Genomic DNA, 13,554 nt, shown 5'->3' with positions numbered 1-13,554 from the left:
TCGGCATCCACGTAAATCTCTTCCACCGAGGAAGCCTCGTGGCGGATGCGGGAGGTCACGGCATGGAAGCCGAAAATCATTTTGCTCTTCATAGATCCTGCTTGTGTCTTTCGTCTTGCTCGGGGCAACTGCCCCGCGTTCCATCAAACCCGGACTGCGCATTGCGCAGGTCCGGGGACTTGCTCATCGCTTCTTCTTGCCCTTGGTGTAGCCCTTGGACGCAGCGCGCTTGCGGTCGGCTTCGCCGGGGCGTGCCGGGGCGGTGCGCGCGGCACCGGCCTTGGCTTTGGCGCCACCCTTGGGCTTGCTGCCCGCTGCAGCGGCAGCTGGCTTGGCGGCGGCGCCCCTCTTGCCACGGGCTGCCGGCTGAGCTTCATCGGCACTCTGCCTGCCGCCAGCAGACTTGCCGCGCGCGGCGTTTTCAGCGCGCTTGGCTTCGTTCTTGATGAGGGTACGGATGCCCGGCTCGTTGACCAGCGCCAGGTCGATCTTGCGGGCGTCCAGGTCCACGCGGCTGACCTGCACGGTGACGCGGTCGGTCAGCTGGTAGCGGATGCCGGTACGTTCGCCGCGCAGTTCGTGGCGCGCTTCGTCGTACTGGAAGTAATCCGCACCCAGCTCGGTGACGTGCACCAGGCCTTCGATGTAGAGCGCATCCAGTTGGACGAAGATGCCGAAGGTGGCCACGCCGGCGATGGTGCCGGTGAATTCCTCGCCCAGCTTGTCGCGGATGAAGTAGCACTTGAGCCAGGCTTCGACATCGCGCGAGGCCTCATCGGCACGGCGCTCATTGGCCGAACAGTGCAGGCCCAGCGCTTCCCAGATCGCCAGTGCGCTCTCGCCGCGCGGCTTCTTGCCAGCCGCCTTGTCGGTGGCACGCTGCAGCGCCTGCGCCTTGCGGGCAGCGGGCGAGATCGAGGTATTGAGCGCAGTGCTGTCGATACCCTTGGGCTCGTAGCGCTTGCCTTGCAGCACGGCCTTGATGGCACGGTGCGTCAGCAGGTCGGGATAGCGGCGGATCGGGCTGGTGAAGTGCGCATAGGATTCATACGACAGGCCGAAGTGACCGATGTTGTCCGGGCTGTAGACCGCCTGCTGCATCGAGCGCAGCAGCATGGTCTGGATCAGCACCGCATCGGGACGTGCCTTGACCTTGGGCATGAGCTCGGCGTAATCGGAAGCGCTGGGGGTGTCGCCACCGCCCAGAGTCAGGCCGATCTGCTTGAGGAAGGTGCGCAGCTGCGTCAGCTTTTCCTTGGTCGGACCGGCGTGGATGCGATAGAGCGCCGGGTGATCGTGGCGCTTCAGCAGGTCGGCCGCGCAGACGTTGGCGGCCAGCATGCATTCCTCGATCAGGCGGTGCGCATCATTGCGGGTGCGCGGCAGGATCTTCTCGATCTTGCCGGCGGCGTTGCAGACGATGTAGGTCTCGGTGGTCTCGAAGTCGATGGCACCGCGTGCCTGGCGGGCCGTCAGCAGCGCCTGGAAGACTTCGTAGAGGTGCGTCAGGTGCGGCACCAGGCCGATGCGACGCGCTGCTTCCGGGCCCTTGGTATTGGCCAGGATCGAAGCCACTTCGGTATAGGTCAGGCGAGCTGCGGAGTGGATCACGGCCGGATAGAACTGGTAGGCCTTGATCTCGCCCTTGGCGGTGATAACGGCATCGCACACCAGGGTGAGGCGGTCCACGTCCGGGTTCAGCGAGCACAGGCCGTTGGAGAGCTTTTCCGGCAGCATCGGGATCACCCGGCGCGGGAAATACACCGAGGTGCTGCGTTCCAGTGCATCCACGTCCAGCGCATCGTTGGGCTTGACGTAGTGGCTCACGTCGGCAATCGCGACGATCAGGCGATAGCCCTTGGTACGGCCGATCTTGACCGGTTCGCAGTAGACCGCGTCATCGAAGTCGCGCGCGTCCTCACCATCGATGGTGACCATCGGCACGTCACGCAGGTCGACGCGATCCTTGAGGTCGGCCGCCTTGACTTCGCTGGGCAGCTTGGCAGCCAGTTTCTTGGCGGCTTCCGAGAATTCGTGCGGCACGCCGTACTTTCGCACGGCGATTTCGATTTCCATGCCGGGGTCGTCGATATCGCCCAGGATCTCGACGATCTTGCCCACGGGTTGCGTGTAGCGGGAAGGATGTTCGGTCAGTTCCACGCTGACCACCTGCCCGGCCTTGGCCTTGCCCGGGGGTCCGGCCAGCAGCACGTCGTGGCCGATGCGCTTGTCTTCGGGGGCGACCACCCAGACGCCGTTCTCATTGAGCAGACGGCCGATCACGTGGGTGTTGGCGCGTTCCACCACTTCGACGATGGTGCCTTCCGGACGGCCACGGCGGTCGGTGCCGGTGATGCGGGCCTGCACGCGGTCGCCGTGCATGACCTTCTGCATTTCCTTCTCGGGCAGGAACAGGTCATCAGCCCCTTCATCGGGCAGCAGGAAACCGAAGCCATCGCGATGGGCGGAGACGCGGCCCAGGATGAAGTCGGGCGAGTGGGTCAGCTTGTAGTTGCCGGCGCGATCCGGCTTGATCTGGCCGTCGCGTTCCATGGCGTTGAGGCGGCGCGTCAGGCCGTCCATTTCTTCCGGCTTGACGCCGAGCGCGGCGGCCAGGGCGGCAGCGTTTTGCGCGCCCGAGGAAGTACGCAGGATGCCGAGGATCTCTTCCCGGCTGGGAATGGAATAGGGGAATTGGCTCAAAAGTTTCGTTTCGCGCAATTGTTATAAATGCCAAGGCGAAGCTCGCCCAGGCGGACGGATGTGCCTAGTGTAACGGAGTTGCGGCCATTTACCTAACCGCAATACGGGGGTAAAACAGGGGTGAAGCATCGTATTGCAACGAAAATGATGCCATGGAAGCGAAAAAGTTGTTGACAGTGCTTTCAGACCGTCTATAATCACGGTCTTCGCTTTACAGCGCAGCCCACGTGGCGGAATTGGTAGACGCGCATGGTTCAGGTCCATGTGCCGCGAGGTGTGGGGGTTCGAGTCCCTCCGTGGGCACCAAACAAAAAAGGTCGATTGATGAAAATCAATCGGCCTTTTGCGTTTTGGGGCCACGAGCAAAGCGCCTGCGCGCCTTGCAAGGCCGGACGGGGTCGCGGGACGCGACCGAGACCCTCCGTGCGCAGCAAACAAAAAAGGTCGAATGATGAAAATCATTCGGCCTTTTGCGTTTTGGGGCTCAAATAAAAAATTCGCTCTCCTCCCTACCCTCATTGCGAATTCACACAGTCCGCGTCAAAGCCGGTTCACGGCCATCGCATGCGAATTGGCGCGTGCGAAATCTTTTATCATTCGCACGGTCTGCCTATGGCAGCGGCACGCTCCGGCGTCCGCGCATCCTGCGAAACACCGCCAACTCTCACCACGACGCAATGCCCCAATTCGACAAGTCCCTGGTCTGGTTCCGCCGTGACCTGCGCCACACCGATCATGCCGCCCTTTACTACGCACTCTCGCAGAGCCAGTCCGTGTGGTGCGTGTTCGTCTTCGATACCGACATTCTTGATGCATTGAAGGCCGACGGCGTGGAGCAGGATCGCCGCGTTGATTTCCTGCTGGCCAGCGTGGCCGAACTGGACGAGGCGCTGCGCAAGGCGGGCGGCGGGCTGATCGTGCTGCACGGAGCGGCCGCCAGGTGCATTCCGGAACTGGCTGCCGAACTGGCGGTGCAGGCGGTCTTCGTCAACACCGACTACGAGCCCGCCGCAGTGGAACGCGATGCCGCAGTCGACCAGGCCCTGAGAAAACATGGCGCGCAATTGCTGAGCTACAAGGACCAGGTGATCTTTGAAAAGGACGAGGTGCTGACCCAGTCCGCCAAGCCCTTCTCCGTTTTCACGCCTTACAAGAATGCGTGGATGGCCAAGCTGGCCGCCGCCGGTGGCGACTTCTATCTCAAACCCTATCCGGTCGAGAACTACTTCAAGGCCCTGGCCAAGCCACCGGGCAAGGCGCACCACGGACTGCCTTCACACAAGGCACTGGGCTTCCACCCCAGCAATTTGCAGGAACTGAAGATTCCTACCGGCATGTCCGGTGCCCAGGCCCTGCTGGAGGACTTCCTGGGCCGCATCGGTGCCTACGGCACGGCGCGAGATTTTCCGGCAGTGAAGGGTCCGTCCTATCTGTCGATCCACCTGCGCTTCGGCACGGTCTCCATCCGCACGCTCGCGCGGGCTGCGATGCAGGCCATGCATGCGGGCCAAGGCGCGGCCGGTGCGGCGGTATGGCTGTCGGAACTGACCTGGCGCGATTTCTATTTCATGATCCTGCACCACCATCCGCGCGTGACCGCCAAGGCCTTCAAGCCCGAGTACGATGCGATCAAATGGGAGCACGGCAAACACGCCGAAGAACTGTTTGCCGCCTGGTGCGAGGGACGCACCGGCTATCCGCTGGTGGATGCGGCCATGGCCCAGATCAACCAGACCGGCTACATGCACAACCGCCTGCGCATGGTGGTGGCCAGTTTCCTCACCAAGGACCTGGGCATCGACTGGCGCTGGGGTGAGAAATATTTCGCGATCCATCTCAACGACTTCGACCTCTCGGCCAACAATGGCGGCTGGCAGTGGGCATCGTCTTCAGGCTGTGATGCGCAGCCCTACTTCCGCATCTTCAACCCGGTCACGCAATCGGAGAAGTTTGATCCGGACGGCAAGTTCATCCGCCGCTATCTGCCGCAACTGGCCAAGCTTTCCGACAAGCGCATCCATGCGCCGTGGACCGCCGCACCCGATGAGCGCATGTCGGCCGGCGTGACGCTGGGGACGAACTATCCGCGCCCCATCGTCGACCATGCGCAGGCGCGTGAACGCACGCTGGAACGCTATGCGGTGGTGAAGAAGACGGAGAAGGCTGAATAAGCCAACCTCTCAATGTTGACGCCCCCAAAAAAACGGCCCTAAGGAGCCAACCCTGATGGCGCATGGCTATGCGAGAAAACCATTTGCGCCGGGCAAACACTGCGTTGCGGGAGATATGTTGATGTATGAATACATGCTGATGCACACGAACTCTTAGGGACGGTGCTTCTTCCCGCCCGCTTCATTGCAGTGTTCTCTCGTTCAAACCACTTGGGGAGTGGACGTTTCAAATCGCTCCTCAGCGGCCAACCAACAAATGGATGAAGCAACGTCCGCGTTCTCACTGAATCGCCATTCGGCGACAGTGACTCAACGCAAACTGTTCGCAATTGCAGATGCTCCTCGCTGAGATGAGCAATAGCTGCTTTACCCCAAAGTCCGCCACAAAACTAAGTAATTCTTTGCATCCGGTTGCTTCATACAGACCTTTTGGCCAACAATGCACGACAATTGTTTGTAGAATGTCAATCTTAGCAAGCCCATCCGCGAACACAAGGCTACTGCGAAGTCATTGCAGTATTTGCAACATGTAACAGAGCGATTTCATGGCGTATCGTCCTTACTTCAAGCACGGAATTGAGCAGATTCAAGAGTTAGTCGCCTCTTCACACGGCGACCTGAAGACGCTGAAGGCGATTCAGTATGAATTGGGTTTTCGAGACAGGCCGAAAGCTCGATCCTTAAAGATTGAGGTTGATGAACTTGTCCTCCGACTCTCGACCGGAACGGTTATGCCACCGACTAATCCATCGGCTCCGATTCATCAACCACCAAAGTTTACGGCCTCCGAGCGAGGAGACGTACCGCCTTCGCAAGCCTTCCCTGACCGAGTGATAGTTGAGTGTGCCAACTGTCAAACACCAAACTTCGTTTCAACTCTTGATAGTGTTGTGCAACACCTTTCGTGCTCAGTGTGCAAATCAACGTATGAGGCCCAGTTTAAGTACGGTGTGATGCGCACGACATTCCAAACCAAATCAACAAATGAGTCCGGTAGTGCCAACATAAAATGGATTCTCATGGGCCTGGCCGTTCTGGTGATCATCGTGCTCATGACCAAATAGAAAGTTACATCTGATGGCCATTCAAAACGAACGTCTAGCAGCACTCATCGAGTTTGCCAAACAAACTGCCCTACTGAAAAAGACGCCACTACAGAATTTTTCGCAACACAAGGATTTCTATCGCACGGAAGAGCGAATCAAGGGCTTACCCGGTGTGACATTCAACTGCCAAGAAACGGAGTTTGATGAGGTTTGGCTTCGCTTGGACCGACTGCATGAGACGCACCCTCCTGCCCCCGACAGCAAGCTTCTCAGCATATGGATTGAAATACCTAGGGCACCGAATAAAGAGCCCACTCTTAAGACCCACGCGGTACGCCAATCACTTATCGATATTGGGGCGTTGGCGGCTGGTCCAGTCGAGCATGTCACAGAAGGCAACGGCGTCAAGGCTAAAGTTGAGTCTATCGTTGTTTCATTAGAAGACTTCACGGACAGTGAGTTACTCAAGGGGCAGCTCAAATCTTACGTCGATGTTGTTTGGCGCCCGTGGGCTGAACGCGAGAAGGAGATTCGGAAAAGTATTTCGCTCTACTCTGAGCTCTTCATGCTCTCGCAGAAAATGCAAGGTAACCTCGTCGACTCCCAGCTCGAACTAGTATGGGGCGTTGGCATAGCGCTCTGGACGTTGCCATCTGGCGCTCTCGCTTACCCGTTGCTGACTCAGCCCGTCGAGATCTCGCTCAACGAAACGACCATGGCATTGGAAATCAGGCCCCGCTCCTCAGAGCCGCGGTTAGAGGTCGACATCTATGCCGCGATGGATAACCCAGGAGTGGCCAAGCTGGTTGAGACAAGCAAGAAATTCTTCGATTCGACTGGCGGTGCACTTAATCCCTTCGAGCCAAGCAGCTTCGAGCCGCTACTGCAGTCGGCCGCCACCTTCCTAGACGCATCCGGAACCTACTGGCCGCCTCAAACCACTGCAGATGACCGGAGCCTTCCCAAGGCTGTAGAGAACCTGGTGGTCACGGACACCTGGGTACTGCTGGCACGTCCGCGTACTAGCAATCTGCTAGTTCAAGACTTGGAACGCTTTGAGGCCAAGCTTGCCGCCGGAAGCCTTGGCCCCTTGCCGGAGGCAGTCTTATCCCTTGTAACGGAGCCCTCTTCTGAGAACGAAGATGTGCCCCTCCCGGCATTCCGCGGCCTATCAGTTGTTCACGGAAGCGGCGGTGGCACAGAATCAAGGACTGATCACGTTTCGGAACTGTACTTTCCGATGGCCTACAACGATGAGCAAGTCCAGATTATTCAGATGCTCGAAGCGCATGATGGCGTGGTAGTTCAGGGACCGCCAGGAACAGGTAAGACGCACACCATCGCAAACGTGATCTGCCACTATCTTGCTTTGGGGAAACGCGTCTTAGTTACCTCGATGAAGGACCCGGCGCTAAGTGTCTTGCAGGAAAAGTTGCCTGAGTCCATTCGACCCTTAGCTATCAGTCTTCTGACCAGTGAAGCTGAGGGCATGAAGCAATTTGAATTCGCCATCAACAAGATTGCTGCGGAGGTCACTCGAATTGACCGCTCAGTATATCGTCGGGAAATCGAGCAAATTGACGGTCAAATTGACGCGCTACATGGTGCCATTGCTAAGACTGATAAGGAAATCGCACATTGGGCGAGTCTTAACCTAGGGAAAGTACAGATTGATGACGAGTCCCTCACGCCTGTTGAGGTCGCTGAAGATGTCGCAGTAAACCGAAATGAGGTTTTGTGGTTCCCGGATTCTCTGACCATCGAATCCATCTACAAGCCGCAATTTGGGAATACTGACATTTCCGCCTTGCGTGAAGCACGACTCGCCGTTGGCCCCGGCTTGGCCTATCACGGCATACGTGTTCCCCAAATTGGCGACTTTCCCGAAACGGGAAAACTTTTACAGGTTCATCAGGACCTGTCTCGGCTAAGTGAGTTGAAGGCAAAAGAGTCCGATGGTGTGGTCCCTAGCCTTGTCAGCACTTCTCCAGACACTATTCAGGTAGTGATGACGGCCACCGCCAAGGTGTCGAACCTAAGGCTGTTGCTTCAGGAAATCGATAATGCCCAGCAGCCTTGGACTGCTGGGTTGCAGCAATACCTACGTCGCAGTTCAAAGAACGAAATCCTAGATTTGTTCCTGCGTCTTAAGGACGAAATCCTCGCCGCTCTAGATACTCGGAAGCAGTTTTTGGTTAAACCGGTAGTGTTGCCCGACGGCTTCGAAGCCAACGACGAGTTGATCGAGGCAGTCACCAATCTGTCGCAGGGGAAAAAACCGTTTGGGCTAGCAGGAATGTTCGGAAAAAGCGAGCAGAAGCGGGGCTTGGATACGGTCATAGTAGTCAGTGCCAAGCCCGGTTCGCCAGCCGATTGGGGGCACGTACTTCAGTTCATCAAATTCCTGCAGTTGAGCAAGGCATTACTTGTTCGCTGGAACACCTTAGCAGATGAACTCTCACTTCCACGTTTTGAAGCAAAGCCAGAGCGCCTGGTTGCCACAGGCACGGTAATAGACCTCTACAACAAGGTGGCATCAAGTATTTCGGTTGAGTTGGACGTGGTTATAGCCGTGCAGCCTTTACTACCAACCTGGCCGAAAGTCGGCCAAACCCCATACTGCAAAGAACTGCTTGGAGAAATTGAGGGTATCTTCCAACATCACCTGACACGTCATCGCCTTGCCGAAACTTGGGTGGTCAAGGAATCGTTCCTGAAAGCGCTTTTCGGTTGCGAAGGTGCTATTACTGAGCGGCTGAGAGAGTTTCTGAACGCGCGCTTAGGCGCTCTGCAATGTACTGACAGCGATATTCAGGGTGAGTGGTCAAAATTGATGGAAGAACTCCGTCGAGTCCACTCGTTGGCTGGAAACCTTAAGACGATTTCCGAGGTTACCCAGCTAATTGAGGCCTCAGGTGCTAAGAAATGGGCGTCGAAGCTTCGTACTGAGGCCCACTCGGGGACTTACGATTCTCTACTACCAGACAATTGGCGTGAGGTATGGCGCCTGTGCAGGTTGATCAGTTTTGTCGACAAGATTGATGGCCGTCACGAATTGAAGCGACTGTCGAAGCTGCGGATAGACCTTGAGAATGACCTTGCCAAGCTCTACCAGGATGCTGTCAGCAAGCGGACGTGGCTCAAGCTCGCCGAAAACGCTACGCATGACGTTAGGGCGGCCCTTGAGGCCTACCGGTCGGCCATCAAGAAGATTGGCAAGGGTACTGGCATCCGTGCCGGGCGCTACCGCCAGGATGCGCGATTCGCTGCTGAGCGGGCAAACAGTGCGATTCCTTGCTGGATTATGCCGCACTACCGAATTTGCGAATCGCTGCCGGCGAGCTTCGGGTGCTTTGACCTGGTTATTATCGATGAGGCCTCTCAATCTGACCTGACTGCATTGCCCGCCATTCTACGTGCGAAGAAGATGTTGATTGTTGGTGACGACAAGCAGGTCTCGCCGGAAGGTGTTGGTCTTGAGGAAGAGAAAATCAGGAATCTGATGAGTCGCTTCCTTGCCAACCAAGTGGACATCTACCGGCCCCAGATGACTCCAGAGCGCTCCATTTATGACTTGTTCAAGGTGGTATTCGCCAAGAGCGCTGTGATGTTGCGAGAGCATTTCCGCTGTGTGGCTCCTATCATCGAGTATTCAAAGCGTGAATTCTATAACCATGAACTCAAGCCACTACGGATGCCAAAGGCTTCAGAGCGCCTGGACCCTCCACTCGTCGACGTTTACGTCATCGACGGATACCGCAACAAAGACATCAACCTGCCCGAAGCCCGCTTCATCGTTGATGAAATTAGGGCCATTGCCGAGAACCGTGCATTTGATGGGCGAACCATTGGTGTCGTATCCCTTTTAGGTAACGAGCAGGCGCTCAAGGTCATGCAGATGCTCAATGATGAGCTTGGTGAGCAGGTAGTCACACAATACAAAATCACCTGCGGCGACGCCCGCACCTTCCAAGGCAAGGAACGCGACATCATGTTCTTGTCCATGGTTGCTTCGCCTGGTCATGCGCACGCACAGACACAAGATATGGTTGCACAACGGTTTAATGTCGCCGCTTCCCGAGCTCGAGACCGAATGTACTTGGTGCGCAGTATGCAGGCCGAAGAATTGAGCCAGACGGACCTATTGCGTTCTAAGCTCATTCAGCATTTCCAAGCCCCCTTCTTCCAAGACGAGGAGCAAGTAGAAAATCTTCGTGAACTCTGCGAGTCTCCTTTTGAGCGGGAAGTCTTCGATATCCTAATCGCCCGTGGCTATCGTGTGACTCCACAAGTTCCAGTCGGCTCATACCGAATCGACATGGTTGTTGAAGGTGATGCTGACAGTCGTCTAGCAATCGAGTGCGATGGTGATCGGTACCATGGCCCTGACCAGTGGGACAGCGATATGCGCAGGCAGCGCATCTTGGAACGAGCTGGGTGGAGATTTTGGCGCTGCTTTGCCTCAACCTTTGTCCTTCATAAGGATGAAGTCGTTCGAGATCTCATCGAGACGCTCGCTGCCCATGGAATTCAGCCCAGCGGGGTAGACACCCTTGTCACCAGCATCCACGTTGAATCGAGGAAGGTGGTGGCGTTCCCTCCCGAGCAGAGGTTGGCAACTGATGACGTCGCGGGCCAAGGGTAAATGAAGCGTGAAAGTGCATCACCAAAAGTGAGGGGATAAACAGCGGGGCCGTTTTTCATGCGGTCGGCATCTCATTCCGACATCACCGGCTCCACCTTCTTGTCCTGGTCAAAGCGGATGGGCGGCACGCGCCTTACCATCCACAACCCCACCAGCGCGGCCACGATGGCAATGGCGATACCCATGTGAATGGCCCCGACCAGCGCCTCGCGCGCCGCTTCCAGCAAGGCCGAACCGTCATGCCCGGCCTGCATCAGCTGGGCCAGCAGCACCGACTGGATGTCATGATTGACCAGTACTTCAGGATCGCTGAAATCCTTGAGCCACTGCGCTGCGTGGTCTCCTTCCAAGGCCTTCTGCACGCCTGCGCCATACATCTGGCTCACCAGCGTGCCGGTGATGGCCGTGCCCAGCATGCCGCCGATCATGCGCAAGGACTGCAGCAAGGCGGTAGCGATACCCAGGTGCTCGCGTGCAGCGGCCTGCTGCGCAAATACGGTGAGATTGGGCAGGACCAGTCCCAACCCGAAACCACCGGCCAGCATCACTGTCAGCAAAAAGCCATTGCCGGTAGTGCGATCACACAGCACCACGCCGAGACAGGATGCAGCGATCAGCGCAAAGCCGAGATTCATCATCAGATTGGGATTGGGAATGCGCGTGATGATGCGGCCATTGACGATGCTGGCCACGGTAATACAGGCCACCAGCGGCGTGATGAGCAGCCCCGCTTCACGCGGGCTCAACCCGAATCCGCCCTGGAACAGGAGCGGCGCATACATCAGCAGCGAGAACATGGCAAAGCCCGCCAGTACCGACAAGGCGAACAGGCTGGCCAGCGCCTTGTCGCGCATCATCTCGAAGGGCAGGATGGGCTGCGCGGCGCGCTGCTCCCACTTCCACAAGGCGTAGAAGGCCGCTACTGACAAGGCCAGCAACACCATCATGCCGCCCGTGATGCCCCGCTTGGGCAGCAGTTCCACCAGTAATTGCAGGCTGCCCAGCGACAGCGAAATCAGCAGCGCGCCAGGCCAGTCCAGCCGCATCTTGCCGGCGTGTTGCATGTGCCGGATATGCGGCACGAAGCGCCAGACGAAATACAGCGACAGCACGCCGATGGGCAGGTTGCAGTAGAACACCCAGCGCCAGCCCAGCCCCTGCGTGAGGAAGCCGCCCAGCGAAGGGCCCACTGCCGTAGCAATGCCGAAGGAAGCCGACAGGATGATCTGCCAGCGCAGCCGCACGCGCGGATCCGGAAACAGGTCAGCGATGGAAGCGAAACAGGTGCCCACTAGCATGCCGCCACCGATGCCCTGCAGCCCGCGCGCAAGCACCAGGAACAGCATGCTGTTGGCCATGCCGCACAAGGCCGAAGCACCGACGAAGACGACGATGGAAGCAATCACGAACGGCTTGCGCCCGAAGTAATCGCCGAGCCGTCCGAAGATGGGCACGGTAATGACCGAGGTCAGCAGATAGGCTGTGGCGACCCAGGCATAGAGATCGAAACCTTTCAGTTCAGCCACGATGGTCGGCAGGGCGGTGCCGACGATGGTCTGGTCCAGGGCCACCAGCATGATGACGAAGCAGATGCCCAGCGTGGCCAGCAGGGATTCGCGGAACGGCAGGACTTGGCCGCTGGAGTGGGCGGCGTCGGTGTGTAGGGCCATGTGCGGAGGATGAATGTCCGAAGTTGCGCGTGTGCGCCAATCCGCCATTCTAGCGCCGCATGGCATGGCTTGCCCTGCGCGCTACAGCAGCAGTTCGTAACGCTGCTCGTTGAGCTTGACGCCCCAATGCGAGCCGATGCGTTCCTCGGCCAGCACGAATCCGTGGCGCTGGTACAGGTTGTGCGCAGCGTGCAAACCTTCGAAGGTCCAGAGGTAGATCGAGGGAAAATCGCACTCCGCGCAGAAACGGATGGCCTCGGTCAGCAGGGCATCGCCCACGCCCCGCCCACGCAGTTTTTCGGAAGAGATGAACCAGCGCAGCCAAGCGCCCTGCTGCTGCGCATGCTGGCCGTCGATGGTCAGCGAACCTTCGACGCGGCCATGCACGGTGGCAGTCCAGAAGCCGTCGCGGCTGTCGTCGTAGCGGCTCATGAAGGCCGCCAGTTCGGTGGCGATGCGGGCTTCGAAATACACGCCGAAGCTCCAGTTTTCGGTGTAATACGCGGCGTGCAGCTCGGCTACACGCCCGATGGCGCCTGGCAGATAGCCGCGCCGGATGTGGATGTCGTCCATGGCTTGCCTCCCCAAAAATGGGCGGCGCTGGCCGTGGCACCACTCGGCTCGCCAGCGGCGGCCGGGTGGCGTGCTGCACGATCAGTCGCCAGCGATGGTCATGTTTTCCAGCAGGATGGAACCCGTTTCCTTGGTGCCGCGAATGAGCGTGTCGTTACCCACGGCCACGATCTGGCGCAGCATGTCCTTCATGTTGCCGGCGATGGTGATTTCTTCCACCGGATACTGGATCACGCCATTCTCGACCCAATAACCCGAGGCACCACGTGAATAGTCACCCGTCACGTAGTTCACGCCCTGCCCCATCAGCTCGGTCACCAGGAGGCCGGTGCCCATCTTCTTCAACATGCCCTTGAAGGTATCGGCCTTGGTGGTCAGGTCGGAACGCAGCGTCAGGTTGTGCGAGCCGCCGGAGTTGCCGGTGGTCTGCATGCCCAGCTTGCGGGCAGAATACGTCGACAGGAAGTAGCCCTGCACCACGCCATCCTTGATCACCTCGCGCTTGACGGTACGCACGCCTTCTTCATCGAAGGGCGCGGAACCCACACCGCCGACCACGTGCGGATCTTCCAGGATCTGGATGTGCTCGGGGAAGACCTGCTGGCCCAGCGAATCGAGCAGGAAGGTCGACTTGCGATACAGCGCACCGCCCGACACCGCTTGCACGAAGGCACCCAGCAGACCCGCCGCCAGCGGTGCTTCGAACAGCACCGGGCATTTGCGGGTCGTGAGCTTGCGCGCGCTCA

General features: G+C 58.4%; 7 protein-coding genes, 1 tRNA gene and 1 pseudogene. 4 read left to right on the top strand and 5 right to left on the bottom strand.

Annotated elements, in window-relative coordinates; all coding sequences use genetic code 11:
* Together B3873_RS24345 and rnr are read right to left on the bottom strand one after the other, a co-directional pair.
* A pseudogene (locus tag B3873_RS24345) lies at window positions 1-92 on the bottom strand (23S rRNA (guanosine(2251)-2'-O)-methyltransferase RlmB); the annotation flags it as partial.
* A 91-nt stretch (window positions 93-183) separates the two neighbouring features.
* Window positions 184-2,703 carry a ribonuclease R gene (rnr, locus tag B3873_RS24340; protein ID WP_276838925.1) on the bottom strand — a complete coding sequence of 840 codons (2,520 nt, stop codon included), beginning with the start codon at window positions 2,701-2,703 and terminating at the stop codon, window positions 184-186.
* Window positions 2,704-2,924: 221 nt separating this feature from the next.
* Between rnr and B3873_RS24335 the strand changes: the two genes are divergently transcribed.
* From B3873_RS24335 to B3873_RS24320, 4 genes are all read left to right on the top strand, one after another.
* Window positions 2,925-3,009 (top strand) — tRNA-Leu (locus B3873_RS24335).
* A gap of 371 nt (window positions 3,010-3,380) precedes the next feature.
* Window positions 3,381-4,874 carry a cryptochrome/photolyase family protein gene (locus B3873_RS24330; protein WP_286869567.1) on the top strand — a complete coding sequence of 498 codons (1,494 nt, stop codon included), beginning with the start codon at window positions 3,381-3,383 and terminating at the stop codon, window positions 4,872-4,874.
* Window positions 4,875-5,419: 545 nt separating this feature from the next.
* Entirely contained in the window at window positions 5,420-5,938 is a 519-nt protein-coding gene (locus B3873_RS24325; RefSeq protein ID WP_286869565.1) for a hypothetical protein, read from the top strand.
* 13 nt (window positions 5,939-5,951) lie between these two features.
* Window positions 5,952-10,565 (top strand): AAA domain-containing protein, encoded by a 4,614-nt coding sequence (locus tag B3873_RS24320; RefSeq protein ID WP_286869563.1) that lies wholly within the window; start codon window positions 5,952-5,954, stop codon window positions 10,563-10,565.
* 71 nt (window positions 10,566-10,636) lie between these two features.
* On the opposite strand, the gene B3873_RS24315 is transcribed toward B3873_RS24320, so the two are convergent.
* The 3 genes from B3873_RS24315 to B3873_RS24305 form a co-directional block, all read right to left on the bottom strand.
* The gene (locus B3873_RS24315) at window positions 10,637-12,235 is read right to left on the bottom strand and encodes an MDR family MFS transporter (protein WP_286869561.1); all 1,599 of its coding nucleotides are present in this window, start codon (window positions 12,233-12,235) and stop codon (window positions 10,637-10,639) included.
* Window positions 12,236-12,316: 81 nt separating this feature from the next.
* Entirely contained in the window at window positions 12,317-12,808 is a 492-nt protein-coding gene (locus B3873_RS24310; RefSeq protein WP_051057585.1) for a GNAT family N-acetyltransferase, read from the bottom strand.
* 81 nt (window positions 12,809-12,889) lie between these two features.
* The coding region (locus B3873_RS24305) for a metallopeptidase TldD-related protein (protein WP_286869558.1) at window positions 12,890-13,554 on the bottom strand (665 nt) is incomplete at its 5' end.

It is taken from the genome of Herbaspirillum sp. UBA812 (assembly GCF_002296545.1).
Lineage (GTDB): Bacteria > Pseudomonadota > Gammaproteobacteria > Burkholderiales > Burkholderiaceae_D > Herbaspirillum > Herbaspirillum huttiense.
The sequence above is the reverse complement of the archived record's forward strand: the minus strand, read 5'-3'. Positions and strand labels throughout refer to the sequence as shown.

Coding starts and splice junctions, on each gene's coding strand:
- B3873_RS24315 (WP_286869561.1), bottom strand. CDS start 12,235: ATGGCCCTACACACCGACGCCGCCCACTCCAGCGGCCAAGTCCTGCCG.
- B3873_RS24320 (WP_286869563.1), top strand. CDS start 5,952: ATGGCCATTCAAAACGAACGTCTAGCAGCACTCATCGAGTTTGCCAAA.
- B3873_RS24330 (WP_286869567.1), top strand. CDS start 3,381: ATGCCCCAATTCGACAAGTCCCTGGTCTGGTTCCGCCGTGACCTGCGC.
- B3873_RS24325 (WP_286869565.1), top strand. CDS start 5,420: ATGGCGTATCGTCCTTACTTCAAGCACGGAATTGAGCAGATTCAAGAG.
- B3873_RS24310 (WP_051057585.1), bottom strand. CDS start 12,808: ATGGACGACATCCACATCCGGCGCGGCTATCTGCCAGGCGCCATCGGG.